Genomic DNA, 26,486 nt, shown 5'->3' on the forward strand with positions numbered 1-26,486 from the left:
GGCCCAGACCGTGTCAGCGCTGCTCGTACCGACCCCGTCTCCTTACGCGGAGGACCGCCGGGCCCTCCGGCTGGGTTGCATCACCGCCGAGGCCTACCGTGCCTTCCTCGCCTCTTCCGAAGGTGCGGCGCTCGGCGCCGCGTTCCTGCAGTGCCCTTCCTGGGCCGACGTCAAGGAGGGCTGGCGTGCTCAGCTGCTCGGCTGGGGACCCGACCCGCAGGGCGGCCGGCTGACCGGGGTGGCGCTGGTGCTGCTGCGGCAACTTCCGGGCACCCGCAAGTACTTCGCGTACCTTCCCGAAGGGCCCGTCGCCGACTGGGCGGACCCGGACGTCGACAGCTGGCTCGGTCCGCTGCTTGAACACCTGCGCGGCGCGGGCGTGTTCGCCGTACGCATCGGGCCCTCGCCCGCTTACCGGCGCTGGAACGCGGCCCTGCTGAAGCCGCTCAGCCATCCGGGCAGGCGCCTGGGCGACGTCCTCGCCAGCGAGGTCGACCCGCTCGGCGCCGCGGTGGCCGAACGGCTGCGCGCCCGCGGCTGGCGGCGCTGCGGCGACGACGGTTCGGGGGGCGGCGGGGACGACGGGGACGCCCAGCCGCGCCACGTCTTCCACGTGCCGCTCGCCGGGCGCAGCACCGAGGACCTGTGGTCCGGGCTCAACCAGGAGTGGCGGCGCAATGTCCGGCGCGCCCGGAAGGAGGGCGTGGAGGTGGTGGTGGGCAGCGCCGCCGACCTGCCCGAGTTCTACCGGCTGCTGCGCATCACCGAGGAGCGCGACGGATTCCGGCTCGGCCGCTCGCTCGCGTACTACGAGCGCCAGTACGCGGCGCTCAACGCCGAGGAGCCGGGCCGGATGAAGCTCTACCTGGCCCGCCACCACGGGGAGGTCCTCGCCGCCCACACCATGATCACGGTGGGCCGGAGGGCCTGGTACCAGACCGGCGCCTCCGCCGACCACCGCCGGGAGGTACGGCCGTCCAACGCCCTCCAGTGGCGCATGCTGCTGGACGCCCACGCCCTCGGCGCTGACGTCTACGACATGCGGGGGGTACCCTCCACCCTTGACCCCGGCGAACGTGCGTACGGATTGCTGCGGTGGAAGCTCGGCACCGGTGGACAGGTCGTCGAGACGTTGGGGGAATGGGAGAGACCCTTGGGCGGCACCGCCAACCACACGCTTTACCGCGCCTTCCAGGCGTACCTGAACCGCCGGTGAGGCCGCCGGTGAAGCAGACGGCCACGGCACCGGACGGGGAGCGCGGTGCGGAGAGCCGCCCCGGAGACGGTACGGAATGCCGCCCCGGAGACGGTACGGAGAGCCGCCCCCGAGCCGTCCCCGACGGCGCCCCCAAGGCGGTCTCCGCAGCGCGCAGCAGTGCCGTCATGGCCGCGGGCTCCCTGGTGTCCCGAGGCACCGGCTTCGTGCGGTCCGCCGTGGTCGCGGCGGCGATCGGCACGATCGGGCTCGTCCCCGACGGCTACGCGGTCGGCAACTCGCTGCCCACCATCGTCTACATGCTGCTCCTCGGCGGCGCGCTCAACGCCGTGTTCGTACCCGAGCTGGTCAGGGCGGCCAAGGAGCACGCCGACGGCGGCGCCGCGTACACCGACCGGCTCATCACGCTCTGCGTCGTCGCCCTGCTGGCGCTCACCGCGGCCGCGGTGTGGGCGGCGCCCGCGATCGTCGGCGCGTACACCGACTACGGCGGCGCGCAGGCCTCGATGACGATCGCCTTCGCCCGCTACTGCCTGCCGCAGATCTTCTTCCTCGGCGTCTTCACGCTGCTGGGGCAGGTGCTCAACGCGCGCGGCCGGTTCGGCGCCATGATGTGGGCCCCGGTCCTCAACAACGTCGTCGTCATCAGCGTGTTCGGCCTGTTCCTGGCCCTGTCCCTCGGCGGCGGCGACACCCTCACCCCGTCCGAGACCGCGCTCCTCGGCTGGGGCACCACCGCCGGGATCGCCGTCCAGGCGCTCGCCCTCGTCCCTGCGCTGCGCGCGGCTCGCTTCCGCTGGCGGCCGCGGTTCGACTGGCGGGGCAGCGGGCTGACCCGGCCCCTGCGGGCGGCCGGCTGGCTGGTCCTCCTCGTCCTGGCCAACCAGGCCGCCTACTGGGTCACGACCCGGCTGGCCACCACCGCGGGCCGCGAAGGGGGCCCCGGGTACGGCGCGTACAACAACGCCTATGTCCTGTGGGTCGTACCGCACGGCATCATCACGGTCTCCCTGCTGACCGCGCTGCTGCCCCGGATGAGCGCGGCGGCGGCCGACGCGGACACCGCGGCCCTGCGTCGGGACGTCTCGCACGCCCTGCGCTCCTCGTCCGCCGCGATCGTCCCGGCCGCCTGCGCGTTGCTCGTGCTCGCCCACCCGGTGATGTCCCTCGTCTACGGCCACGGCAGGACGAGCGCGAGCGACACGGCCGCCATGGCCGGGATCATGATGGCGTTCGCGCCGGGACTCCTCGCCATGTCGGGCCAGTACGTGCTCTCGCGCACCTTCTACGCGCTCGGTGACACCCGTACGCCGTTCCTGCTCAACCTGGTGATCGTCGCCCTCAACGCGGGCCTGTCGGTTGCCGCCGCCCAGCTGCTGCCCGCCCGCTGGGCGGTGACGGGGATGGCGGCGGCGTACTCGGTGGCGCTGTTCGCGGGCTGGGTGGTCACGGGCCTGGTGCTGAGCCGCCGGCTGGCCGTGGGCCGGCCGTGGCGTTCGTCCGCCGTCGTGGCGCTGGCGCGGCTGCTGGCCGCCGCCGTCCCGGCCACCGTGCTGGCCCACTTCGCGGCGACCGGGGCCGCACGGGCGGGCGCCCTGGCCGCCGCGGCCGCCGGAGCAGCCGTCATTCTGCTCACCTTCGGGCTGCTCGCCCGGCCGCTGCGGCTGACCGAACTCGACGCGCTGATCTCCGGCCTGCGCCGGCGAGCGGCCCGGCGCTGAAACACCACCGACCCGGCGCTGAAACACCACCGAGGAGACTGCTGATGCCCCGCGTACTGCTCATCGAGGACGACCCCGCCGTGCGCGAGGGCGTCGAACTCGGTCTGCGCCGCCGCGGCCACGAGGTGCGGTCGGCCGCCACCGGCGAGGCAGGACTCGCCGCGCTGGGCGATTTCCGCCCCGATCTGCTGCTGCTGGACCTGATGCTCCCCGGGATGAACGGCGTACAGGTCTGCCGGCGCGTCCGCGAGGACAGCCAGCTGCCCATCATCATGCTCACCGCACGCGGCGACGACTTCGACATGATCGTGGGCCTGGAGGCCGGCGCCGACGACTACATCGTCAAGCCCGCCCGCCCCGACGTGATCGAGGCGCGGATCCGTGCCGTGCTGCGCCGTATCGAGGTCACCGGCACCGACCGGCCGGCCGTCGAGGTCCACGGCGACCTCACCGTAGACCGGGCCGGACTGACCGTCACCAAGGCCGGCCGGCGCCTGGCACTGGCCCCCTCCGAGCTGAAGCTCCTGCTGCACCTCTCCGCCGCCCCCGACCGGGTCTTCAGCCGCCAGCAACTGCTGGAGCACGTGTGGGAGCACGGCTACCACGCCGACGCACGGCTGGTCGACGCGTGCGTACGCCGCCTGCGCAACAAGATCGAGGACGATTCGGGCACCCCCCGGTACGTCCAGACCCTGCGCGGCTTCGGCTACCGCTTCGGGCCGCTGTGAGCGGGAAGCCCCTCGTGGACCGGGTGCCCCTCGTGGACCGGGCACCCCTCGTGGACCGGGCACCCCTCGCGGGCCGGGTACCCCCCGCCACCCGCGGGCGGCGGCTATGGGCATTCGGTCTGCGCACCCGCCTGGTTCTGGCGTTCCTGCTGGTCGCGGCCGTCGGCGCCGGTACCACCGCGGCGCTGACCTACCGGGAGGCCCGCAACGCCCTGCTGAAGACCGCCCAGGACACGGCCGTCTCGTCGTTCCGCGACCACGTCCAGCAGACCGGCTTCGACCTGCCCGTGCAGGCCGAGGGCATCGAGGAGGTCCTGCGCGACCTCGCACGCAAGGGCAAGCCGCGCCCGTGGGTCGTCTTCGCCGAGTACGGCTCGGTCCGTGCCTCGTCCGGCACCAGCCCCGTCTCCACCGTCATCACCCCGGAGCTGCGGAAGGCCGCGCTGGCCGACCCCCGCGGCAGCTTCCAACGGGTCGTCAAGGACGGTGTCCCGTATCTGACCATCGCCATGCCCACGGTCTTCCGGACCGGCACGCAGGGTGTGCTGCCCACCGGGCTGATCCTGTACGCCGTCATGCGGATGAGCGAGGAGCAGATCAACGTCGACGCGCTCCTGACCGCCGCCCGCGACGGGGCCCTGCCCGGACTCGCCGTCGGCCTGCTGCCCGGCCTGCTCGCCGCCCGCAGCGTGCTGCGTCCGGTACGGGAGCTGCGGCAGGCCGCCCGCAGCATGGGCAGCGGCAGGCTCGACACCCGTATCCGGGTACGCGGCAACGACGAACTGGCGGACCTTGCCCACACGTTCAACGAGTCCGCCGGCAGCCTTGAGCACTCCGTACGGGAACTGCGCCTGGCCGAGGCACGCGCCCGCCGTTTCGCGTCCGACGTCTCGCACGAGCTGCGCACCCCGCTCGCCGGCATGCTCGCCGTCACCGAGGTCCTCGACGAGGACGCGGGCCAACTGGACAGCGACACCGCACGGGCGGTGCGGCTGATCAGCGCGGAGACCGGAAAGCTCGCCGTCCTCGTCGAGGACCTGATCGAGATATCGCGCTTCGACGCGCGTGCGGCCGAGCTGAACACCGACGAGGTCGACGCGGCCGAGGCCATCCGCAAGACGCTGGCCAACCGGCACTGGACGGACGGCCGGGTCCTCGCCGAACTGCCCGACGGGATCCGGGCGCGGCTCGACCCGCGCCGCTTCGACATCGTCGTCGCCAACCTCGTCGGCAACGCGCTGCGGCACGGCGCAGCGCCGGTCACCGTACGGCTGCGCAGCGGGACGGACTCCGAAGGGGTGCCCGTACTGGTCACCGAGGTCGCCGACAGCGGACCCGGCATCCGGCCCGAGGTGCTTCCGCACATCTTCGACCGCTTCTACAAGGCCGACGCGGCGCGCACCCGCTCGGCAGGCAGCGGTCTGGGCCTGGCGATCACTCTGGAGAACGTCAGGCTGCACGGAGGGACGGTCCGCGCGGGGAACCGGCCCCAGGTAGGTGCCGTCTTCACCGTCGAGATACCGCTGCACACGGAGACGGGAGGGGACGACGAGTGAAGCAGGCGCACCTACGCCGCTGGGCGCTCGCCGCCGTTCCTGTGACCGCACTGCTGCTCGTCGGATGCGGCATCCGGGAGACCGACGTCATCGAGGCGGGCGATCCCGGCAGGGTGCAGAACTTCGTCAATCCCGACGGCGACGCGCTGCTGTTCTTCCGGCTGCCGCACGGAGAGCTGACACCGGTGCCCAGGCGCTTCAGACTCTCGGGGGCTTTCGGCGACGAGTACCGGCAGCCCGAAGGGGCGACCCGGCGCATGTCGACGGAGGAGGCGATCTCCGCGCTGCTCGGCGGCCCGGGGAAGGCCGAGAAGGCCGCCGGGCTCGGCACCGCCCTGCCCAGGATCACGACCGGCGGCATCCGGGTCCGGACCTCGGGTTCCGCGGGCGGTTCCGGGGGCGGTTCCGTGGCCGGTTCCGCGGCCGGGGAGGTCGTACTGACCCTCCCCCTCGCCGTCGGCCGGCTGGACGCGACAGCCGTACGCCAGTTGATCTGCACCGCCGCGTACAGCAGGGACCGCGACGGCCGGGCCACCGTGCGGATGACGGGCCAGGACGGTGTGTCGGCGTCCGGCACCTGCGACCTGGACCCTCAGCACGACGAATAGCGGAACGGTGCCAAAAGGACAGGACCGCACCGCCCGCCGCATGGGCGGGTCAGCCGCCCTGGCCCGCGCTGCCCATCGGGCCGATCTTCACCTGGGAGCCGCCGCCCTCCGTGACGGGCAGCGTGCCGCTGCCCGGCCAGGCGAGGGTGACCGACTTGGTCTCGTCCGGCGGGGTCACGACGAGGCCCGTGATGCGGACGCCGGAGCCGCCCGACTTGTTGACCGGGTAGTGGATGCCGAAGTACGTCGACTCGCCGCTCTTGAGGATGGCCGCAACGACCGGCTCACCACTGCGCTTCGCAGACAGCGCCCCCGAGTTGGTCTTGAGGTCGACGCCCGCGTACCCGGAGATCGCACAGTCGCTGCCGCCGGTGTTCTTCAGCTCCACGGCGACGGTGTTCTCGGCGTCGCCCCCGACGGTGGCGTCCGCCGCCGTGATCTTCAACCCGTCGGTACGGCACTTGTCGACCTTGCTGCCCCCGTGGGAACCGGACCCGGAGGCCGAACCCTTCCCGGCGGAGTCCTTCCCCGAGGAGTCCTTCCCTGCGGAGTCCTTCCCTGCGGAATCCTTCCCACCGTCCTGACCCGAACCGCCCGCGCCCGAACCGCCGTTGGACGAGGGCGCGGTGGGCGCGGTCGACGGGTCCTTCTGCCCCGTGACGTCATTGCCGTTCTGGCAGGCCGTGAGCGAGAGACCCGCGGCAACGGCCAGGGCGGCAAAGGTGAGCTTGTGAACGCGCATCGTTATTTCCTCAGCATCGGTGGGGGTGCCAGCCGCTCGGTACGGGTCGGTACGAGCGAGCGTCTCTGTCCACCAGGACCCACCCGACCCGGTGAACCGTTCCTCCCAACCACCCCCTAATACACCCCTGTTACACGCACAGTCAGCCACGAAGCACGCCTCCACCGGGCACACCGCGCCTGTATCGGCCCCACTCCCGTCTGCACACCTGTTCGCAACCGGCAACCGCTGGGACAGACCTGTAACCCGGCGGATCTTGACCCAACCGGTGGCATGCCCTCCTCAACCCGCCTCGCCGCGTGACCCGCATCACTGGAACTCGGTCGGGGGTTGCGGACAACTGATGACGTGACCCCCTCTTCTCTTCACGCCCGCATCCGGGCCGGCGACCCCGAGGCGTTCCGGGAAGTCTTCCGCGAGCACTCTCCGTTGGTGTACGGCCATGCCGTCCGCTACTGCGGCGACTGGGCCACCGCCCAGGACTGCGTATCGCTGACCTTCCTCGAAGCGTGGCGGCTGCGCGAGAAGCTGCGCGACGAGGGAGAGAGCGTGCGGCCCTGGTTGATGGGCATCGCCACGAACGTGCTGCGCAATACGAACCGGGCCATCCGTCGGCACCGGGCGGCCATGACCCGGTTGCCCGCCGTCGAGCCCGCCCCCGACTTCGCCGAGGAACTGGTCAAACGCATTGCCGACGCCGATCAACTGGCCGCAGCCCAGCGTGGGTTGGCACGGCTCCGGCGCGCCGATCGGGAAGTGTTCACGCTGTGCGTGTGGTCGGGGCTGGGGTACGCAGAGGCCGCCGAAGCGCTGGGCGTACCCATCGGCACCGTCCGCTCCCGGCTGTCCCGGGCCCGCACCCGGCTGCGGAAGCTGGCCGCGGAAGAACTGGCGGGCGTACGGAAGGAACCGGCCGCGAGTCGCGGACAAGTACAGGGTGGCCGCATCGGTGCGGCCCGGTCGGCTGAAGGGCGAAACCGATGAATCTGCACCCGTGGCGACGCGGCACCCGCAAGACGTACGGCCGCACAGAAGCCGACCTTGCGGAATTGGCCCGACTGCTCCCCGCGCCGGACTCGCCGGTTCTCCCCCACGACCGTCAACTCCAGCTGGAGGAACGGTTGATGAGTCACATCGAGGCACAAGAACGACCGGCTCGGTTCCGCAGCCGGGCCCGGTCCCGGTTTGTCATCGCGCCGATCGTGCTGCTCGCCCTGGGCGGCGGGGCAGTCGCCGCGCAGCGGCTGCTCCCGGACACACCCGCAGAGGCTACTGGTCTGGTCCGATGCTTCCCGACGGCTTCGCTCAAGGGGCCCACGACCCATTCCGAAGCGATGCCGGAGGACGGCGGGCTTGAGAGGGACCCCAGCAACGCGGTCGGAGCCGCGGTGCGTACCTGCGCACGGCTGTGGGAGGCGGGCCTGATCAACCCTTCGGGCAGCGTCGACACTTCAGGCTGGAAACAGCCCATCGTCATTCCGTCCGCGACCCCGGGCCGGGGCAAGGTTCCCCCGCTCGCCGCGTGCGTTCTCAGCGACGGGCAGGCCGCCGTCTTCCCGGGCGACGAGCGGCGCACCTGCCCGAGCTTGGGACTCGCCCGCCTGACAGACCGGTAGTACGCCTGGACTGCCGCTCAGATCAAGCGCCGTACGTCCGTGATGAAGTCGGCCCATGCCTGCGGTGCGTGGAACTGCACACCGTCAGCAGGCGGAACGACTCGACGAGAGAGGCGCCCCCAAGCCGAGCCGACTGCGCCCGAGCACCCGTGGCAGGGTGGGCGAATGACGACGAACCGCGACCACCCGTCCGATCTCCGTCCCCCACCGTGGTCGGACACCGCCCCGGCCCACGGAGATCTCATTGCGGCGAAGACGCTCGTCTACGACCCCTGTGGGTTCACCTGCTCGCAGCCGGTGCCCGAAGCCGAGGGCGCCGCTTACGCCGCCCACGAATTCACCCTTGACGGCCTCTCCGTCCGGTTCCGCGCAGCCAAGACGACCCCCACCAAGGTCGGCCAATTCGTCACCGTCTGGAAGAGGTCCCCGGCCGGGCCCATCCAGCCCTTCGACGCCACGGACCCCGTCGACCTCTTCGTCATCAGCACCCGTGACCATCACCGCTTCGGCCAGTTCCTCTTTCCCATGGACGCGCTCCGCCGGCACGGTGTCGTATCAGCAAACGGTTCCGGCGGGAAACGAGCCTTCCGCGTCTACCCTCCCTGGGTGACCACTGCCAACCGCCAGGCCGGCAGTGCGCAGGCGTGGCAGCTGGACTTCTTCCTGCACCTGCACCAGGACGGGCCTGTCGACCTGGCCCGCGCCCAGAAGCTCTACCACCCTCAGGACGGGAGCTGACACCACCACAAGACCGGTTGGCCCCTCGCACGCTCACTGATCACCTGGCCGACGATCACGCGCATTGCCTGCATCACGCCTGGTGGGCGCGGCTTCGTGCTGCCCCCTCCCGGCCTCAGCCAACAGGGCGCCGTGTCCCGGACCAAAAGGCTCGGCCATACTGGCGCGCGTATCGCGAGGGGAGGCGGGCAGCGCATGGCATTCGGAGTGGAACTGCCGGAGCATATCGGTGTGTACGCCGTGGAGCGGGAACTGGGCGCCGGCGGTATGGGGATGGTCTATCTGGCACGATCACGCGGTGGTCGTGCCGTGGCCGTCAAGGTGGCGCGCCCCGAGTTGGCCGCTGATCCTCATTTTCGTCAGCGGTTCCGGGCCGAGGTCGATGCCGCCCGCAAGGTCGGCGGATTCCACACGGCGCCGGTTGTCGACGCCGACCCGGACGCGGAGGCGCCCTGGCTGGCCACTGCGTACATTCCGGGACCCACGCTGTCCGGGCTGCTCGCGGACCAGGGACCGATGGGCGGACACCAACTGAGGCTGCTGGGTGCCGCCCTGGCGGAGGCGCTGCAGGCCATCCACGCCTGCGGCCTCGTCCATCGCGACCTCAAGCCGGCCAACATCATCATGGCCGAGGACGGCCCGCGGGTCCTTGACTTCGGTATCGCGCGGGCTGTGGAGTCCACCCGGCTGACGTCCACCGGCACGGCCTTCGGTACTCCCGGGTTCCTGGCGCCCGAGCAGGCGCAGGGCCTCGAAGTCGGCGGCGCCGCCGATGTGTTCGCGCTCGGTGCGGTCCTGGTCTCGGCAGCCGGCGGCAGCGCGTTCGGCGCCGGTACGCCGATGGGGCTGATGTACCGCTCGGTGCACGAGCCCGCGGACCTGTCCGCGGTGCCGCAGGACCTGCGCCCCGTGGTTGCCGCCTGCCTGTCCAAGGACCCGGCTCACCGGCCCACCCCGGACCGGCTCCTGGACCTGTTCGCACCCGGCTCGGACCCGTCCACGCCCACCCTGGCCGCCCCCGCGGAGCACGTTCCCACGACACCGTTGGTCTCCGGGGACCGGGCCGAGAAGGGCGGCGGTCCGGCCAGTACCGAGATCGCCTTCACTGCCCCGCCCACCCCGGCCGGGCGTTCCCGCAGGCGCATGGTCTCCGTGGCACTCGCGGTCACGGTCGGGATCGGTGCACTCGTCGGCGGCACGGTCTACCTCGCGACCAAGGACGACACCCCCGGCAGGCCTCCCGCCTCCGCGCCGCAATCACCGCAGTCGCCGCGAGCGTCGTCGGCCGACCCGGCACCCACCCCCGCAGACAGCCCGACCGCCGACTCGCCCAAGGACAAGGACAAGGGCGGGGACAGGGACAGGGACAAGGTCACGGTGCTGATCAGCCACAAGGGCCCGGACAGCTGGATCTCGGCCAAGGAATCCCACGGCCGACTGCTCTTCGACGGGATGCTCCACCAGGGCGAGACCAAGACCTTCACGGACAAGGAGCGAATCGACCTCGTCCTCGGCGACGCGAGCGCCGTCCAGCTCGTCGTCAACGGCAAGAAGATCGAAAGGGGCCAGCCAGGTCAGGTAGAGCGCTTGACGTATACGAAGCGCTACTAGGGCCCGGCCGGCGGGCAGCTCGATGCACAGGAGTTCCACACCACCGACTCCGCCCGCCGACCACCCGATTACGCTGCGAAACATGACCACCGCCGCTTCCTCCCCCGCGTACCGCCGTCTCAGCGTGGAACAGCGTCGCCTTCAGCTCATCGGTGCGGCGCTGTCGCTGTTCGCGCACCGGGCGCCCGAGGACGTGTCGCTCGATGACGTGGCGGAGGCGGCCGGGGTGTCCCGGCCGTTGGTGTACCGCTACTTCCCCAGGGGAAAGGTCCAGTTGTACGAGGTGGCGCTCGGGTCCGCCGCCGATGAGCTGAAGCTGTGCTTCGCCGAGCCGCAGAGTGGGCCGCTCACCCAGCGGCTGGCGAGTGCGCTGGACCGGTATCTGGGGTTCGTGGACACGCACGACGCCGGGTTCAGTGCGCTGCTGCAGGGCGGGAGTGTGGTGGAGACGTCTCGGACCACCGCCACCGTGGACGGGGTGCGGCGGGCCGCGGCCGAGCAGATCCTGCTGCATCTGGGGGTGACTGCGACGGCCGGGCCCCGGCTGCGGATGATGGTCCGGACGTGGATCTCGGCAGTCGAGGCCGCCTCGCTGATCTGGCTCGACGAGGGCAAGCAGCCGCCGCTGCCCGAGTTGCGGGACTGGATGGTCGACCACTTCATGGCGCTGCTCATCGCCACCTCGGCGACGGATCCGCAGGCGGCGGACGTGACACGGGAGGCGCTGGCGCTGGAGACCTCCGACGGGGCGGCGGGCGTGCTGGCGCGGCGGGTGGTCCCGGTCATCTCGGAGGCCGCGCATCTGCTGTGAGCCCGGCCGGACAACGGCGAGTGGATGAGCCTGTGACACTGGAAGCGTGAGAAGCGAAAAGACCCCCTTCGTCGGCGGGCCGCTGGACGGCCAGGCCCTCGACGTCCTGACCGGACCGACCGGCAATCCGCCCAAGTGGTACGAGGTGCCGGTGCCGGACGCCGAGGGCGGTGCGCCGGCCGTGTACGCGTACGAGCGCCGGCCGGCCGGGTACAGCAAGCGGCTCGGGCTGCAGCGCGGCTGGAAGTACGTGTACGTGGCGGAGGGCCGGGAGCCGTGGAGTCCGAAGTGGCCCTGGTCGAAGTCCACGCGCCACGCCGGGGGCGGACAATCTTCGACCGGTACGGGTGACTGAGCTGCGCCGCCCCGCCCACCTGCCGGGCTGACGGGCCGTCATCGGAGCACCATCGGGAGGAGCCGGGCGTTCCGTCCGGCGTGGTACCCGGAGGTGATGGTGTGACAGGACGGCTCAGGACCGCCGTGGTGGTCGCGGCGGCGGCGACCGTGTGGGCGACGGGCACGGTGGGAGGCGCGTACGCCGCACCGGGCGACCCGGATCCGGTCGTCGAACCGAGCACTCCGGCCGTCGGACCGAGCACCCCGGCCGTCGAACCGAGCACTCCGGCCGTCGAACCGAGCATTCCGGTCGTCGAACCGAGCACCCCGGCCGTCGGACCGAGCGCTCCGGCCGTCGATCCCGTCGGCGCGAGTACCGGTGACGGTGACGCTGTCGGCGCAAGTACCGGTGTCGGGAAGCTGCTCGGCGATCTCCAGAAGCTGTACCAGCAGACCGAGGAGGCCACCGAGGCCTTCAACGCCACCGAGGAGAAGCTGAAGGCCCAGCGGGCCGAAGTGGTCAGGCTGAGCAACGAGTTGGGGAAGGCGCGGGTCACCCTCGCGGAGGGCCGGCGGGCCGCCGGGCAGCTTGCCCGGGAGCAGTACAAGGGGCGTGGCGACTACGCCTACTCCTCCTTCGTACGGCTGCTGACGTCGAGCGATCCCGAGCACGCACTGATGCAGGGCCACGCCTTGCGCCGGGCGGCGGCGGACCGGGCGGTGAAGGTGGCCCGGCTGGAGAGCAGCGAGAAGCGGGCCGACGACCTGGCGACGCGGGCGCGGGCCGCGCTGGACGTCCAGCAGACCCTCGCCGCGAAGCAGAAGAAGGAACGGGACGCCGTGCAGGCCCGGCTGAAGAAGGTCGAGGCGGCGCTGGCCGCACTGAGCGCCGACCAGCTGGCGGAACTGGCGGCGCTGGAGACCCGCTCGGTGGACCAGGCGCAGCGGAAGCTGCTCGGTTCGGGGGCCTTCGGGCCCGGTGGCGTACGGGCCTCGCGCGCGCCCTCGCGGGAGGGCGACCGGGCGCTAAAGTACGCGACCCGGCAGCTCGGGAAGCCGTATGTGTGGGGTGCGGAGGGGCCGGGGTCCTTCGACTGTTCCGGGCTGACGCAGCAGGCGTGGGCGGCGGCCGGGCGGACCATTCCGCGCACGAGTCAGGAGCAGTGGAAGGAGCTGCCGAGGGTGCCGCTTTCGGCGTTGCGCCCCGGTGACCTGGTGATCTACTTCCCGAAGGCGACCCATGTGGCGATCTACCTGGGGAACGGGCAGGTCGTGCAGGCGCCGCGCCCCGGCGCCCATGTGAAGGTGTCGCCGCTCGCGTCGAACCCGGTCCTGGGCGCCGTCCGCCCCGACCCCGCACTGGCCCCGCTCCCTTCGTACGTACCGCAGGACCTGCCGACGGGACGCACGGTGGAGGGGAACGAGTCCGATGCGGGGTACGGGGCGGAGCAGGCCCCGGATTAGGCGCTCGCGGACTCCGCGACCGAGGCCAGGTACGCGTTCGTCTTCTCCGGCTCGTAGAAGAAGTTCTCGAAGTCGGCCGGGTCGTTGAAGCCGTTCGCGAACCGCTGTGCCACCGGCGGGAGTTGACCGGCCGCACCGATCAGGTTGAGGACGTGCTCCGGCGGGACGCCCAACATCGCGTTGGTCCACTTGGTGACGTGCTGGGCGGTGTCCCAGTAGCGGTCGAAGGTGCGCTGCATCCACGTCTCGTCGAAGTCGCCCTCGCCGTGCGAGACGATCGAGTCGAGGTACGAAGCGGCGCACTTGGAGGCCGAGTTGGAGCCCTGTCCGGTGATCGGGTCGTTGGCGACGACGACGTCCGCCACGCCGAGGACGGCACCTCCGCCGGGGAGGCGGCCGATCGGGTTGCGCACGGTGGGCGCGTAACGGCCGCTCAACGTGCCGTTGGCGTCGGTGAGTTCGACGTTCGTGGCGCGTGCGTACTCCCAGGGCAGGAACTTCTCCATCAGCTCCAGTGTGAGCGCGAGGTGCTCGGAGGGGTCCTTGACGCCCTTGAAGGCGTCGATGGGGCCGTCCGGGATGCCCTCCCAGAAGAGGATGTCCGCGCGGCCGGAGGTGGTGAGGGTCGGCATGACGAACAGCTCGCCGACGCCGGGCACCAGGTTGCAGCGGACCGCGTCGAAGTCGGGGTGCTCGGGGCGTGGGCCCATGCCGTGCACGTACGCGACGGCGAGCGCGCGCTGCGGGGCGTCGTACGGGGAGCGGTCGGCGTCCCGGCCGAAGAGCTGGACCAGCTCGCCCTTGCCGGCACTGACCAGCACCAGGTCGTACGTACGGGAGAAGAAGTCCAGGTCGGAGACTGCCGCGCCGTGGATGACGAGCTGGCCGCCGCGCTGCGCGAAGGTGTCCATCCAGCCGGCCATCTTCACGCGCTGGTCGACGGACTGGGCGTAGCCGTCCAGCCTGCCCACCCAGTCGATCGGGCGGGAGCCGTCAGGGGCGGCGACGGAGACGCCGACGCCCTCGATGCGCGGGGCCTGGGACTCCCAGAAGTTGAGCTGGAGGTCGCGCTCGTGCTGGAGGGCGGTGTGGAACATGCACTGCGTCGACATGACCTTGCCGGCCCGGATCTCGTCGGCCGTGCGGTTCGACATCAGGGTGACTTCGTAGCCCTTGGACTGCAGGCCCAGGGCGAGCTGGAGGCCGGACTGACCGGCTCCGACTATGAGGATCTTCCGCATGGGGTGGGGCTCTTTCACTCGGCGAAAAGCTGTGGGGCGGGGGTGGCGTCCAGGGCGTGGGAGACCATACCGAGGAGGGTCTCGACCACCGAGATGCGGCTGCGTGCGTCCATGATGACGACGGGTACGTGCGGTGGCACGGACAGCGCCTCGCGGACGTCCTCGCTCGCGTAGCTCTCGGTGCCCTCGAAGTGGTTGACGGCCACGATGTACGGGAGGCCGTAGCTCTCGAAGTAGTCGAGCGCCGGGAAGCAGTCGGTGAGGCGGCGGGTGTCGGCGAGGACGATCGCGCCTACCGCGCCGCGCACCAGGTCGTCCCACATGAACCAGAACCGCTGCTGGCCCGGCGTGCCGAACACGTACAGGACGAGGTCGTCGTCGAGCGTGATCCGGCCGAAGTCCATCGCGACGGTCGTCGTCGTCTTGTCCGGCGTCGCGGACAGGTCGTCGGTGTCCTCGCTGGCGGTGGTCATGACGGCTTCGGTCTTGAGCGGGGTGATCTCGGAGACCGAGCCGACGAAGGTGGTCTTGCCGACGCCGAAGCCGCCCGCGACCACGATCTTGGTGGCGGTGGGGGCGCGGGTGTGGTCCAACTGCCAGGCGGCCGGATCCTGTTCGGCAGCCGGGTCTTGTCCGCGAACCGGAGCCGGCTCAGGAGCCGGACGTTGTCCGGGAGTGGTGGCCTCAGAGGCGACGGAGCCCATTGCGGACCCTTTCCAGCAGTGCGCGATCGGGGCGGCCGGCGCCGTGGCCGGTTCCGTACACGCGGATCTTTCCCTGGTCGGCCAGGTCGCTCAGCAGCACCCGGACTACACCCAGCGGCATCTTCAGCAGAGCGGCGATCTCGGCGACCGTACGCATCCGGCGGCACAGCTCGACGATGGCCTGCATCTCGGGGCCTACCCGCCTGCCGGGGGTGCGGCCGGTCAGCTCGGGCCGCTCGGGCGACGCTTCGATGGCGGGGGTGTCGAGGGCCGCCACGAACGTCTCCACCAGGAGTACGTGCGTGAACCGCGTCCGCCCCCCGGTGAGGGAGTACGGGCGGACGCGGGCGGGCCGGCGGCCCTCGCCGCGTATCGGCAGACGGGACGGGGCCGGCGGAGAGCTCTGCGGGATCAACTGGCACTCTCCAGCGATTTGCGCAGCTCGCTGCGGAGTTCGGGGGTGAGGACGTGTCCGGCGCGACCCACGAAGAGCGCCATGTGGTAGGCGACGATGCCCATGTCGCAGTCGGGTGCGGCGTGCACGCCGAGCAGCGAGCCGTCGCTGATCGACATCACGAACAGGCTGCCGTGCTCCATGGCGACCATCGTCTGCTTGACGCCGCCGCCCTCCATCAGGCCGGCGGCCCCGACGGTGAGGGAGCCGAGGCCGGAGACGATGGTGGCGAGGTCGGCGGTGGAGCCCTTGGGGCTCACCAGTGCCGGTGCGGAGTCCACGAGCATGTGGTCAGGGTCCGAGGACAGCAGCAGGAGCCCGTCCGAGGACACGACGGCGACCGAGACGAGGCCGGGCACCTCCTCCACCAGATTCGTCAACAGCCAGTGCAGATTACGGGCTTCACTGCTCAGCCCGTATGTGATCGGCGCGGTCAACTGCGTGCCTCCTCGACGGTGTCCCCCTCGGTGTCGGGCCGGTTGGTCCTGTCGGTCTTGGTCGTGCCATGGGTGGTGCTGGTCGTACTGGTCGTACTGGTGATGCTGGTGGTGCCGGTCGTGCTCCTGGTCTCGGCACCGGGTTCCCCGTCTACCCCGTGATCCCCGTTGTTACCACTACTTGCGATCTCCGCTTCGACGTCCCGCCTGCCGTTCTTCGCTCCCTGGTGGAATCCGCCCAGGCGACGGCGCAGTGCGTCGGCGTCAACTCCGCCTGAGCGCTGCGGCGTGGCGTCGGCCGCCGGCTTGACGATTTTGGGGGTGCGCTTGGGGAGGCCCTTGTCGGTGAGACGCTCGGCGAGAGGCTCGGTGGTCGGCTCCGGGGCGGGGGAAGGCTTGGGGAGGCGGATCTCCCGGGTGGGCTGGTCGCCCTGCGGCTGGTCGCTCTGCGGCTGGTCGCCCTGCGGCTCGCCGTCCTCCGCTTCTGCTTCCGCTTCCGCTTCCGCTTCCGCTACGGCCTTTTCGGCGACCGCGATCAGCGGGTCGACGGCAGGAGCCGCGGGGGCAGCCGGGGCTGCAGGGATCGGTTCCGGTCGGGCCGCGCGGCCCGGCAGGGTGTTGGAGTTGGCCTCGGCGACCGAGCCCGGCAGCTGGTGCAGGACCTCCGTCCCCATCGGCACGGCGGGCGGCTCGGCCGGCAGCAGCGCCTTGGGGAGGACCAGGACGGCCGTCGTGCCGCCCTGCTTCTGCTCGCGCAGCTGGATGCGTACGCCGTGCCGGGCGGCCAGCAGCGCGGCGACCTGAAGGCCGAGGCCCTCGCCGTCGCCCACCGGGGTGTACGTCGCCGGCTGCGACAGCCGCGAGTTGAGGTCGGTGAGCCGGTCGGGGGCCATGCCGATGCCCTCGTCCTGAACGGACAGCATGATCTCGCCGCTCTCCAGGAGCCAGCCGGACAGCTGGACGTGCGCGTCCGGCGGCGAGAACGAGGTGGCGTTCTCCAGGAGTTCGGCGAGGAGGTGGCTGAGGTCGTCGGCCGCGTACCCGGCCACCTGGGCGTGCGGCGGGAGTGCCTGCAGGGTGACCCGCTCGTACCGCTCGATCTCGCTGATCGAGGCGCGCAGCACGTCGACGAGCGGGACGGGCCCGGTGTGCGCGACGCCGTGCTCGGTGCCCGCGAGGACCAGGAGGTTCTCGCCGTGGCGGCGCATCACGGTCGCCATGTGGTCGAGCTTGAAGAGGGTGGCGAGGCGGTCCGGGTCCTGCTCGCGCTCCTCCAGCGTCTCGATGACGGCGAGCTGCCGCTCGACGACGCCGAGGGTGCGCAGCGAGAGCTTGACGAAGGAGGAGTGCACGGTGGCACGGAGGTCGGTCAGCTGGGCCGTGGCGTCCTGCTCGCGGGCCAGCAACTCGGCTTGTTCCGCGGCGAGTTGGCTGTTCTCGGCGGCGAGCCGGCTGTTCTCGTCGGCGAGAGTACGGCGCTGGGCGTCGAGGGTCTCGCGCTGGCCGACCAGGTGGGTGCGGTCGCCCGCGAGCTGTTCGGTGCGGGCGCCGAGGTCGAGCAGCTTGCTGTGCAGGCTGTTGAGGGACCGTACGACCTGGGCGTACTCGTCGTTGCGCCCGGTGTAACGGACCGGCTCCTCGGTCTCGGGGGCCGCGGCGAGGCGGGCGGCGCCCAGGCGCAGCACGGCGAGCGGCTGGGTGAGCGTACGGGCGACGGCGGTGGAGACGCCGACGGCCAGCAGGAAGCAGGCGGCGAGCAGGCCGATGCGGAATTCGAGGGCGGAGACGTCGTCGTCGCGCAGGGCGGCGAGGTTCTCGGTCTGTGCGGAGGCGAGGGCGGCCTCGGCGCCGCGCATCCGGTCGACGCGGGCGGTCAGCGCCGCATCGACCTTCTCCGCACTGAGGCGGCGGTCGGTGGTGCTGAGGACCGGCTGGTCGGTGAGGGTGTTCAGGTACTGCTCGGCGCTCTTGACCTCGGGGCCACTGACGGTCGCGGCGAAGGAGTCCCGGTCCTTGGCGGGCGCGGCGAGGGCGAAGTCGGCGAGGGCGGCCTGCTCGCGGTGGCGGGCCTGCTGGGCGGCGGCGCTGAGGGCGTCGCGGACCTGCTTGCCGTTGCCGCTCTCGCTCCGTACGAGCAGCCCGGTGGCCGGGTCGAGGCGGAGCTTGGACTCGCCGCGCGGCACGGCGAGCGCGGCGAGCAGCAGGCCGCGGGTGGCGGCGGCCTGCTCGACGGCGTTGCCGAGGGTTGCGGGCGCGGGGCCGGAGCCGCCGGCGCGGGGCGGGGTCTTGCGGGCGAGGTCGCGGGAGAGGCTGCGGAGCTCGTCGAGGACGGCGGAGTACGCCTTGTGGAGGTCGAGGGGGGTGGTCCCGGCGGTACCGGACCCATTCGCGCTTCCGCTTCCGGGTCCCGTATTTCCGCTTCCGGATCCGTTTCCGCTTCCGGTTCCGCTTCCGTTTCCGGTCTGGCCGCTGTCTGCGGCTCGGCGGAGGGCGGGAATCTTCGCGATCGCGGTGCGTACGGAGGCGGGCAGATCGGCGGCGTCGTACGCGGTGAGTTCGGCGATCTGGCGGTCCACGCGGGAGGTGCGCTCGCCCTGCGGGGTGCCCTTGTCGCGGCTGTTGGCGCTCGCTTCGGCCGAGGCGGGGTCCGCCGCACGGGCGGTCGTCTCGTCGCGCTCGTCCGCGAGGGAGTGCGCGAGGGCGAGGGCCTGCCGGTTGAGCTCGGACAGGTCCAGCAGGTTCTGGGACCGGGTCAGTTCGTCGGAGGCGGTGATCAGGGCCGGGGCTCCGGCCGCCAGTACGACGATGCCGACGGCGGCCACGGAGGCGACGAGGCGGTTGCGTACGCGCTTGGGGCGTGGCTGCTTGGGGGCGCCGGAGGTCTGCTCGCTCTGGAGGCCCTCATTGTTGACGCTGCCGCCCCGAGGCCGCTTGTTCTGCACCGGTGCTCGCATTCTTGGTTCGTCCGCCCAGGTGGCCGAGGTCTTCGACCATTCCAGCCCCCGGGGAGGGAAGCGTGCATCAACCGCTCCGCCACCCGAACGAGTGAACATCACTCGGGAGTTGGCGAACAAGTTCCGTCACGGTCCGTCAGCCGCCCTTTCGGTGCGCCGGTTGGAAGTTCCGTGCGGGCTTTGGCAGGATGCACCCCCGCAGCTTCCCGGAATGGATCATTCCATCCAAAAGCAGGCAGCTGACGCGCTACTGACCTGCTGGTATGGGCCAATTCGCGCCTCTGGGGGCGGCCGGGCGGGGTCCGGCAGACTGGCTCTCATGCGCATCGAACTCGCCACCGCCCCCGGAGATCCCGAACGCCCCAACGAGGACTGGACGTCCGTGGCGCTGCCTGCGGCGGGGCCGACCGGCCAGGGCGGGACCCTCGTCGTCCTGGACGGGGTGACCCCGCCACCGAGCGAGACGGGGTGCGTGCACTCCGTGCCGTGGTTCACGGCACGGCTCGGCGGCGCGCTGATCGAATTGTCCGGGTCCCGGCCGGAATTGACCCTCTCGGAAGTGCTGGCCGACGCGATTTCACGGACTGCGGACGCCCACCGGGAGACCTGTGACCTTTCTCACGTACGTACGCCTCAGGCAACCGTGGTGATGGTGCGTTGGGGGGCGGCGACCGTCGAGCACCTGGTGCTTTCCGATTCGGCACTGCTCGTGGAGGGGGCGGACGGGGTGGTACGGGCGGTACTGGACGACCGGCTGGACCGGGTGCCCAGGGAAGCACTCCGCTCGCATGCGACCGCCGACGTCTACCGGAACGCGGAGGGCGGCTTCTTCACGGCGGCGGCGGATCCCGGGGTCGCGGGGAGGGCGGTCGTCGGGGAGACGCCGAGGGATGAGGTGCGGGCGGTGGCGGCGATGACGGACGGGGTGACGCGGTGGGTGGACACGTTCGGGGCCGGGGACTGGGGGGATTGCATGGGCGTGCTGCGGAAGGAGGGGGCGCAGGGGCTGATCGACCGGGTGCGGGAGTTGGAGCGGGGGGAGGTCGTGAGCCGGGGCAAGCGGCACGATGATGCGGCGGTCGTGTACGCGGAGCTTTAGCCTGCGGCGGGCGGCGGGCGGGGGCGTCGTGGTGGGGCGGTGGGGCGGTGGGCTTCGTCGGGTGCGTCGTGGCTGGTCGCGCAGTTCCCCGCGCCCCTAACTGCCTGCCCCTCAGCCCGCTAGCCTCCTAGCCTCCTTGGGCAGCGGGGCTTCCCCCGCCCTACCCCTCCGCCCGCGTGTTCAACTGGTTGAGGAGGCGGGCCAGTTCCGCTACCTCCGTGCGGTCCCAGTCCGCCAGTTTCTGGACGTAGCTTGCCCGGCGTGCGTCGCGGACGCGGCGGAAGCGGTCCCGGCCCTCCTGGGTGAGGAGGACGAGCGACGCGCGCCCGTCCGCCGGGTCCGGCTCGCGGGCGACCAGTCCCAGCTCCTCCAGCGCCCGGAGCTGCCGGCTCATCGTTGCCTTGCCCACGCCGAACCAGGCCGCCAGTTCCGTGGCCCGCTGCCGGTCCACCTCGTCCAGGCGGACGAGAAGGCCGTACGCGGCAGGCTCCAGTTCGGGGTGGACCTCGCGGGCCAGAACCCCCGACGACGCCCGCGCCCTGCGCAGGAAGAGCGCCAGCTCCCGCTCCAGCGCGAGGAATTCCTGATCCACGATGACCTCTCCTGTCGACTCCGCCACCGGCTCCGCGCCGGTCCGGAAACTTTCAGCGGCAGGCATCACCGCAGTTCGTCCAGTATTTCGCAGGTGTGGACCAATGTCGGCGCAGTGGCCCTCTTCCGTCCCACCGGTCTACGTGCGTAGCTTTCGTTCGGCAAGGCCACTTCAGTCGCTTTGTCGATCTTTCGGAGGCACGCAATGCACGTGCTCAGAGCAAGATCCGTGGCAGTGACCGTCGCGGCAGCCGCCGCACTCGGGCTGACGCTCACCGCAGGAGCAGCAGGAGCAGCAGGAGCCGTCGGCGCGGCCCCCGCTCCCCCCACTCCCCCAACGCCCCCGCCCGGCTCCGCCCACATGGGCATGGGCGTCGTCCAGCACGACGGGCAGGGCCCACTGCCCCCGTCCACCACCCCCCTCGCCGTACAGACCGAGGGCGTGGACGTCTCCAGCCACCAGGGGAACGTCAACTGGGCCGCCCTGTGGACCAGCGGGGTCAAGTGGGCCTACACCAAGGCCACCGAGGGGACCGGCTACAAGAACCCCTACTTCGCGCAGCAGTACAACGGCTCGTACAACAGCGGGATGATCCGCGGGGCGTATCACTTCGCCCTGCCCGACAGCTCCAGCGGCGCCACCCAGGCCACCTACTTCGCGGGCAACGGCGGCGGCTGGTCGCGCGACGGCCGCACGCTGCCCGGCGCGCTGGACATCGAGTGGAACCCGTACGGGGCACAGTGCTACGGCAAGACGCAGTCCCAGATGGTCGCCTGGATCCGGGACTTCCTCACCACCTACAAGTCCCGCACCGGCCGCGACGCCGTCATCTACACCGCGACCAGCTGGTGGAAGAGCTGCACGGGCAACTACTCGGGCTTCGGCGCGAGCAACCCGCTGTGGGTGGCCCGCTACAACACCACCGTCGGCGAACTCCCGGCCGGCTGGGGCACGTACACGATGTGGCAGTACACCTCGTCGGGCCCGATCGTGGGCGACCACAACAGGTTCAACGGGGCCATCGACCGCGTGGAGGCCCTCGCCAACGGCTAACGGCTAGCGGGAAGAACGTGCAGGACCCCCGGCGCAACGAGCACCGGGGGTCCAGTTTCACGGGTTCACGGGTTCACGGGTTCACGGGTTCACGAGAGGCGAAGGCGAAGGCGAAGGCGAAGGCGAGAGCCGTCAGCAGCGGCCCGCCGCGCGGTCCCGGACCACCAGGTCCGTGTTGCTCGTGGTGCCGTCGATCCAGACGACCCGCTTGCCGGTGTCGGCCGCCGCGAACGACTGGTCCCCACGGTTGCAGGAGACCCTCTCGCCCTCCCGGGTGCCCGCCGCGTCGAACTGCCACAGCTTCGGCAGCGTCTCGTTGCGGTACACCGAGTCGGGCAGCAACGCCCCGACCGTCACGGCCTCCTCCGACGCGGTCAGGTCCAGGGCGAAGAGCGCCTTGGCGCCGGCCTCGGGGCTGAGGTCGTAGAGCTTGCTGCCGTCCAGGTTGGCACGGCGTACGGCCATCTGGCCCGCGTCCTCGATCTCGTCGACCAGCCAGGAGACATGGGTCCGGGAGATGCCGGTCTGGCCGAGGCTGTTCACGACCGCTTTCTGCGGCAGGACGTTCGTCTTGCCCGTGCTGGCGTCGAGGACCTCGACGTCCAGCTTGTACTCGCCGTTGACCGGCCACAGCTTGGCGTACGCGACCTTGCCGTCCTTCACGGAGGGCAGCGCGGAGCTGAGGTGGTAGCGGCCGCCGTCGACGTAGGCCTGCACGCCCGTCTTCAGGTTCTTGTACGCGGCGTGACGCCCGCCGAACGGATCGCTCTCCTCCCAGACGACCAGGTCACCGTCGATCCGGAGGCCCTGGAGGTTGGTGGAGGAGGACCAGATCTTCTTGGCCGGGCCGCCCGCGACGGGGCGGACCATGACGTCGATGCTGGTCGTGCCGAAGGCCGCCCAGACGACGTTCTTGCCGTCGGTCGCCGGGTAGACGTGGAACTTGCCGTCGTTCGGGCTGATCAGCTTGGGCGCACCCTTGCCGTCGGTGCGGCCCGCGTAGATCGAGTACGGCTCGGAGCCGTCGTCGTTGGACTTCGACACGGCGTACCAGCCGCCGCCCGCGCCCGCACCCGTGCCCGAGGTGTTGAGCTTGCCCAGGAGGGTGTCGGAGTCCACGCCGAGCGCGTCCTCCCAGCCCGGGACGATGCCGTGGGCGTTGAAGGAACGCTTGATGACGTTCTGTTCCTTCGCCGTCGCGCCCAGGTCCTTGGCGGCGGCGACGATCGCGTTACGGCCCTCGGTGAAGCCGTCCAGCGGGGTCAGGTACTCGGCGAGCGCCTTGTAGACGATCCGGTCGGCGAGGTCCTTGTCGAGGTCCTGGCGGATGTCCCACAGGGCACCCGAGAAGATCGTCGAGTTGAGGTGCACACCGCCGTTGTCGACGTCGTACGAGACGCCGAGGAAGTCCTTGGAGGTGGTGCGGCCGTCATTGAGGTCGCGCAGTGCGCAGTCCCGGGCGGGGAGCGTGCGGCACAGGTTCTCGCCGAGGAGGCCCGAGTTCGGGTCGTCCATGGCGGTGCCGGAGGCGTTGGTGTCGATGGCGTTGCCGAAGTAGTCGGCCAGCCCCTCGTTGAGCGCGCCGGACTGGCCGACGTACACCAGGTTGGCGGTGTTCTCGACGACGCCGTGCGTCATCTCGTGGCCGACCACGTCGACGTCGGAGGCGAGCGGCTTGTACTCGTCGTCGCCGACGCCGTACACCATCTTCTGGCCGTCCCAGAAGGCGTTGACCCACGGCTGGCCGCCGTTCGTCACGCCCACCAGGGAGTTGATGGTCATGCCGCGGCCGTCGAGGCTGTCCCGGTTGTGCTTCGACTTGAAGTAGTCGTAGACCTGGGTACCGGCCCACTGCGCGTCGATGGCGCCCGCGTCGGTGGCGTCCTTGCCGAAGGCCTGGACGGGCGAACCGAATTCCTTGATGCCCGCCGGCCACTTGCCGCCCGCGTCGTCGGCCTCGACGCCGCGCGCGTCCCACGTGGTGATGGGGCTTTTGCTGCTGCCCTGCATCCGCACGTAGTCGCTGAGCGTGTACTCCTTGCGGGAGGAGTCGAAGTACAGGTTGAGGTCAACCTTGGTGCCGTCGGTCTTGACGCCGGTGCCGGTGGCGTCACCGGGGCCGAACGCCTTCACCGGGGCCTTCGCGGCGGCGGCACCCTTCGGGGCGGCGCCCTTCGGGGCGGCGCCCTTCGCCTGCTTCGTGCCGAACGTCTTGATGCTGCTGTACTGCAGGACCGGGAAGCCGGCCTTCGCGTCGATGTAGACCTGGCGCAGCACGGCCTCGCCGGTCACCGGGTGGTTGCCCTTGACCGTGACCTGGCGGGTCAGGACGCCCTTGCCCTGCGGGAGGACGACGAGCTTGCCCGCGGTGCCGGTGAGCGCGGTGGCGGCCCTGGACTTCTGGCCCTGGGCCTTCCGCAGGTCCTTCTTGCTGAGGTTCTTGCCGTTCAGCTCGCGGTTCACGGCGGCCACGGCACGCTCGACGGCGGTCTTCTCGGAGACCGAGGCGGTGGTGGAGGTGGCCAGCTTCGTGAAGTACTTGCCCGAGGTGCCGACGACGGAACGCTTTCCGGCCTTGTTCTCCATGCGGACGACGTACTGGCCGCCGAGGACGTCGAGGCCCTTGTACTTCTGCTGGAGGCGTACGGTCTCGGTGCCGCCCTTGGCCTGCGTACCCACGGCCAGCAGGTCGCCCTTGGGGTTGCCGATGCGGTACCGGCTCTGCTTGTCGGCGAGGTGGCCGACGGCCGCGTCGGCGGCGCTGCCGGTCGCCTTCACGGGCTCGTTGATGCCGTCGACCAGGGCCGGGGTCGCTGTGTCGGTTCCCGGGATCACCTCGGCTGCGGGCGCCGCCGGCGCCACGGGTGCGGCCTGCGCGGTGGGTACGACGCCTGCGAGGAGGGCTGCCGCCGCGAACGTCGCGGCAACCCCCTTGGATATACCGGCACTTGTGATGCCATGTCTTGCTGCACGCACTCGGGTGTTGTGCACGCTTTCCCTCCCACGGTACGGACGAGCTCTGGTCATGGAGCTCTTGAGCACGACCATGCAAGTCGCTGTGTGTTCAAGTCGGCAATGTTTCCTGTGTGTTCAGATGTGGACACGCACACTTGTGTGCATGGTGTGCACACGAAAGAATCCGGCCCATGATCGAGGGGGAAGAACTGCACAGCCTCGGCCTGGGTGAGGTCGAGGGACGTGTCTACGAGGCCCTGTTGAAGGAACAGGCCTCCTGCGCAAGCGAGTTGGCAAGACTCCTGGAAGTCCCCGTTCTGCGGATCGACGAGGCCCTGACCAGCCTCTCCGTATCCGGTTTCACCGTCCCCGCCACGGACGGGGCACCTCGCCCGGCCGCCCCGGCCGCCGCGATCCGCACACTCATCCACCGACGTCAAGCCGAACTCCATATCCGGTCAGCGGAGTTGGAGCAGTTAATGATGTCCGCCGACCGCATCGCGGGCCGCCTCACGGCAGGTTCACAGAGCGCGTCGGAGGGCGGCATCGAAATCGTCACCGGCCACCGCCAGATCGGCGAGCGCGCCGAGTCGCTCCTCGCCTCCGCCGAACAGGAAGTGGTGATCCTGGACCGTCCCCCCTACGCGAAGGCCGACGCGGACCATCCCGACCGGCCGCCCGCCCTGGACATCGAGGCCCTTCTCGCCCGGGGCATCACGGTCCGCGCGGTCATCGACCGGGAGGGCCTGGGCCTCCCCGGCCGGATGCGCTCCCTGACCGCGCTGGCGGCCCGCGGGCTGCGGGCCCGCGTCACCTCGGGCGTGCCGACGAAGCTCATCGGCATCGACCACCGCATCACCCTGCTGCCGCCCTCGGAGTCGGCGGACCCGACCGCCTCCGCCCTGGTCGTCGGCGACGCACTGCTCCGCAACGCCCTGCTCCCGCTCTTCGAGACGGTGTGGGACCGGTCCATTCCGCTGGGCAGCAGCGGCGGTACGGGGCCCACCGCCGACCCCGTCTCCGGCCAACAACGGGAATTACTCGGCCTGTTGGCGGCAGGACTCAAGGACGAGGCGATAGCCCGCCGACTTGGCGTGCACGTCCACACGGCCCGCCGCCGCATCACCCGCCTCCTGGCGGCCCTGAACGCGGAGACCCGCTTCCAGGCGGGGGCACAGGCGGCGACAAGGGGGTGGCTGGCCTGAAACGGGTGGGACGGACGGGCTGAAAGTCGATCTGGACATCCGTCCCACCGCTCCCCTAACCTCGCCGGACGGCATCGCGCGTCGGCCACCGGCCGGGTGGGGCGTGGAGGTAGCCCGTGAGTTTGCCCTACGGAGGCATTCCACAGTGTCTGTACAGCTGAATCACACGATCGTCTTCTCCCGTGACAACCGGGAGTCCGCGGACTTCTTCGCACACATCATGGGCCTCGAAGTGGGCGTCACCTGGGGCCCGTTCGTTCAGGTCACTCTCGCGAACGGCGTCGATCTCGACTTCGCGACGCTCCCGCCCACGCAGGAAGTCTTCCCGCAGCACTACGCGTTCCTCGTCTCCGAGGAAGAGTTCGACGAGGTCTTCGGCCGCATCAAAGCCAAGGACCTGAAGTACACGGCGGACCCGCACGGCAAGAAGCCGGGCGAGATCAACCACAACGACGGCGGCCGGGGAGTCTACTTCCCCGACCCCTCGGGCCACGGCATGGAGATCATCACCGTGCCGTACGGCGGCTTCTAGTCGTTACGCAGGTGGGGGGGCCGCGCGGCCCGGGGACGGCCGCCCCCCCCACCACAGCCGGCACAGCAAACACCACCCCCCCCACAAAAAAAAAAAGAGCCCGGGCCCCGCGC

24 protein-coding genes are annotated in these 26,486 nt (G+C 71.0%); 16 read left to right on the plus strand and 8 right to left on the minus strand.

All coding sequences use genetic code 11. The features are described 5' to 3' along the window. Nucleotides 1-10: 10 nt before the first annotated feature. Genes AB0D18_RS23115 through AB0D18_RS23135 form a run of 5 tightly spaced genes read left to right on the plus strand, consistent with a single transcriptional unit; the run spans nucleotide 11 to nucleotide 5,829 of the window. A complete protein-coding gene (locus tag AB0D18_RS23115; protein WP_362421547.1) occupies nucleotides 11-1,216 on the plus strand; it encodes a peptidoglycan bridge formation glycyltransferase FemA/FemB family protein in 1,206 nt (401 codons plus the stop codon). Nucleotides 1,217-1,224: 8 nt separating this feature from the next. Beyond that, entirely contained in the window at nucleotides 1,225-2,937 is a 1,713-nt protein-coding gene (gene murJ, locus AB0D18_RS23120) for a murein biosynthesis integral membrane protein MurJ (RefSeq protein WP_362421549.1), read from the plus strand. 44 nt (nucleotides 2,938-2,981) lie between these two features. Next, nucleotides 2,982-3,665: a response regulator transcription factor gene (locus AB0D18_RS23125; RefSeq protein ID WP_362421552.1), complete on the plus strand. Its 684-nt coding sequence runs from the start codon at nucleotides 2,982-2,984 to the stop codon at nucleotides 3,663-3,665. Between the two features lie 50 nt (nucleotides 3,666-3,715). Then, nucleotides 3,716-5,221 carry a HAMP domain-containing sensor histidine kinase gene (locus AB0D18_RS23130; protein ID WP_362421635.1) on the plus strand — a complete coding sequence of 502 codons (1,506 nt, stop codon included), beginning with the start codon at nucleotides 3,716-3,718 and terminating at the stop codon, nucleotides 5,219-5,221. Further along, nucleotides 5,218-5,829 carry a hypothetical protein gene (locus tag AB0D18_RS23135; protein ID WP_362421555.1) on the plus strand — a complete coding sequence of 204 codons (612 nt, stop codon included), beginning with the start codon at nucleotides 5,218-5,220 and terminating at the stop codon, nucleotides 5,827-5,829. The genes AB0D18_RS23130 and AB0D18_RS23135 overlap by 4 nt, the downstream gene beginning before the upstream one ends. Nucleotides 5,830-5,878: 49 nt before the next feature. On the opposite strand, the gene AB0D18_RS23140 is transcribed toward AB0D18_RS23135, so the two are convergent. After that, nucleotides 5,879-6,571: a DUF4232 domain-containing protein gene (locus AB0D18_RS23140; protein WP_362421558.1), complete on the minus strand. Its 693-nt coding sequence runs from the start codon at nucleotides 6,569-6,571 to the stop codon at nucleotides 5,879-5,881. Nucleotides 6,572-6,919: 348 nt separating this feature from the next. Here AB0D18_RS23140 and AB0D18_RS23145 point away from each other — a divergent pair, with 348 nt between their 5' ends. From AB0D18_RS23145 to AB0D18_RS23175, 7 genes are all read left to right on the plus strand, one after another. Further along, on the plus strand, nucleotides 6,920-7,555 hold the full coding sequence (locus AB0D18_RS23145; protein ID WP_362421561.1) for an RNA polymerase sigma factor: 636 nt from the start codon (nucleotides 6,920-6,922) through the stop codon (nucleotides 7,553-7,555). Continuing rightward, nucleotides 7,552-8,187, plus strand: a complete 636-nt coding sequence (locus tag AB0D18_RS23150; protein WP_362421564.1) for a hypothetical protein — start codon at nucleotides 7,552-7,554, stop codon at nucleotides 8,185-8,187. The genes AB0D18_RS23145 and AB0D18_RS23150 overlap by 4 nt, the downstream gene beginning before the upstream one ends. A 165-nt stretch (nucleotides 8,188-8,352) precedes the next feature. Then, nucleotides 8,353-8,925 carry a MepB family protein gene (locus tag AB0D18_RS23155; protein WP_362421566.1) on the plus strand — a complete coding sequence of 191 codons (573 nt, stop codon included), beginning with the start codon at nucleotides 8,353-8,355 and terminating at the stop codon, nucleotides 8,923-8,925. Nucleotides 8,926-9,120: 195 nt separating this feature from the next. Next, the gene (locus tag AB0D18_RS23160; protein ID WP_362421569.1) at nucleotides 9,121-10,536 is read left to right on the plus strand and encodes a RodZ domain-containing protein; all 1,416 of its coding nucleotides are present in this window, start codon (nucleotides 9,121-9,123) and stop codon (nucleotides 10,534-10,536) included. An 82-nt stretch (nucleotides 10,537-10,618) separates the two neighbouring features. Continuing rightward, entirely contained in the window at nucleotides 10,619-11,347 is a 729-nt protein-coding gene (locus tag AB0D18_RS23165; protein WP_362421572.1) for a helix-turn-helix domain-containing protein, read from the plus strand. Nucleotides 11,348-11,393: 46 nt separating this feature from the next. Continuing rightward, nucleotides 11,394-11,702 (plus strand): hypothetical protein, encoded by a 309-nt coding sequence (locus AB0D18_RS23170; RefSeq protein ID WP_362421574.1) that lies wholly within the window; start codon nucleotides 11,394-11,396, stop codon nucleotides 11,700-11,702. A 101-nt stretch (nucleotides 11,703-11,803) separates the two neighbouring features. Continuing rightward, nucleotides 11,804-13,147: an NlpC/P60 family protein gene (locus AB0D18_RS23175; protein WP_362421577.1), complete on the plus strand. Its 1,344-nt coding sequence runs from the start codon at nucleotides 11,804-11,806 to the stop codon at nucleotides 13,145-13,147. Here AB0D18_RS23175 and AB0D18_RS23180 read toward each other — a convergent pair. Genes AB0D18_RS23180 through AB0D18_RS23200 form a run of 5 tightly spaced genes read right to left on the minus strand, consistent with a single transcriptional unit; the run spans nucleotide 13,144 to nucleotide 18,937 of the window. Further along, nucleotides 13,144-14,388, minus strand: a complete 1,245-nt coding sequence (locus AB0D18_RS23180) for a styrene monooxygenase/indole monooxygenase family protein (protein ID WP_362421580.1) — start codon at nucleotides 14,386-14,388, stop codon at nucleotides 13,144-13,146. The two genes, AB0D18_RS23175 and AB0D18_RS23180, sit on opposite strands and share 4 nt — an antisense overlap. 14 nt (nucleotides 14,389-14,402) lie before the next feature. Next, nucleotides 14,403-15,092, minus strand: a complete 690-nt coding sequence (locus tag AB0D18_RS23185; protein WP_362421583.1) for an ATP/GTP-binding protein — start codon at nucleotides 15,090-15,092, stop codon at nucleotides 14,403-14,405. Next, nucleotides 15,073-15,507, minus strand: coding sequence for a DUF742 domain-containing protein (locus AB0D18_RS23190; RefSeq protein WP_362421585.1), 435 nt, complete (start codon nucleotides 15,505-15,507; stop codon nucleotides 15,073-15,075). Before AB0D18_RS23190 ends, AB0D18_RS23185 begins: the two co-directional genes overlap by 20 nt. Then, a complete protein-coding gene (locus tag AB0D18_RS23195) occupies nucleotides 15,504-15,983 on the minus strand; it encodes a roadblock/LC7 domain-containing protein (protein ID WP_362421588.1) in 480 nt (159 codons plus the stop codon). The genes AB0D18_RS23190 and AB0D18_RS23195 overlap by 4 nt, the downstream gene beginning before the upstream one ends. Further along, nucleotides 15,980-18,937 (minus strand): nitrate- and nitrite sensing domain-containing protein, encoded by a 2,958-nt coding sequence (locus AB0D18_RS23200; RefSeq protein WP_362421591.1) that lies wholly within the window; start codon nucleotides 18,935-18,937, stop codon nucleotides 15,980-15,982. Before AB0D18_RS23200 ends, AB0D18_RS23195 begins: the two co-directional genes overlap by 4 nt. A gap of 319 nt (nucleotides 18,938-19,256) precedes the next feature. Between AB0D18_RS23200 and AB0D18_RS23205 the strand changes: the two genes are divergently transcribed. Then, nucleotides 19,257-20,036, plus strand: a complete 780-nt coding sequence (locus tag AB0D18_RS23205; protein WP_362421594.1) for a protein phosphatase 2C domain-containing protein — start codon at nucleotides 19,257-19,259, stop codon at nucleotides 20,034-20,036. 160 nt (nucleotides 20,037-20,196) lie between these two features. On the opposite strand, the gene AB0D18_RS23210 is transcribed toward AB0D18_RS23205, so the two are convergent. Continuing rightward, nucleotides 20,197-20,694, minus strand: coding sequence for a MarR family transcriptional regulator (locus AB0D18_RS23210; protein ID WP_362421597.1), 498 nt, complete (start codon nucleotides 20,692-20,694; stop codon nucleotides 20,197-20,199). Between the two features lie 162 nt (nucleotides 20,695-20,856). Between AB0D18_RS23210 and AB0D18_RS23215 the strand changes: the two genes are divergently transcribed. Further along, nucleotides 20,857-21,681, plus strand: coding sequence for a lysozyme (locus AB0D18_RS23215; protein WP_362421600.1), 825 nt, complete (start codon nucleotides 20,857-20,859; stop codon nucleotides 21,679-21,681). A gap of 132 nt (nucleotides 21,682-21,813) precedes the next feature. Here AB0D18_RS23215 and AB0D18_RS23220 read toward each other — a convergent pair whose 3' ends face one another. Then, nucleotides 21,814-24,672, minus strand: a complete 2,859-nt coding sequence (locus AB0D18_RS23220) for a M4 family metallopeptidase (protein WP_362421603.1) — start codon at nucleotides 24,670-24,672, stop codon at nucleotides 21,814-21,816. Nucleotides 24,673-24,827: 155 nt separating this feature from the next. Between AB0D18_RS23220 and AB0D18_RS23225 the strand changes: the two genes are divergently transcribed. Both AB0D18_RS23225 and AB0D18_RS23230 read left to right on the plus strand, forming a co-directional pair. After that, on the plus strand, nucleotides 24,828-25,841 hold the full coding sequence (locus AB0D18_RS23225) for a helix-turn-helix domain-containing protein (RefSeq protein WP_362421606.1): 1,014 nt from the start codon (nucleotides 24,828-24,830) through the stop codon (nucleotides 25,839-25,841). Between the two features lie 145 nt (nucleotides 25,842-25,986). Next, complete coding sequence (locus AB0D18_RS23230; protein WP_362421609.1) at nucleotides 25,987-26,373, plus strand: VOC family protein; 387 nt, start codon at nucleotides 25,987-25,989, stop codon at nucleotides 26,371-26,373. Nucleotides 26,374-26,486 lie beyond the last annotated feature (113 nt).

Origin of the sequence: Streptomyces sp. NPDC048442, from assembly GCF_040651475.1 — a bacterium.
Taxonomy (GTDB): Bacteria; Actinomycetota; Actinomycetes; order Streptomycetales; family Streptomycetaceae; genus Streptomyces.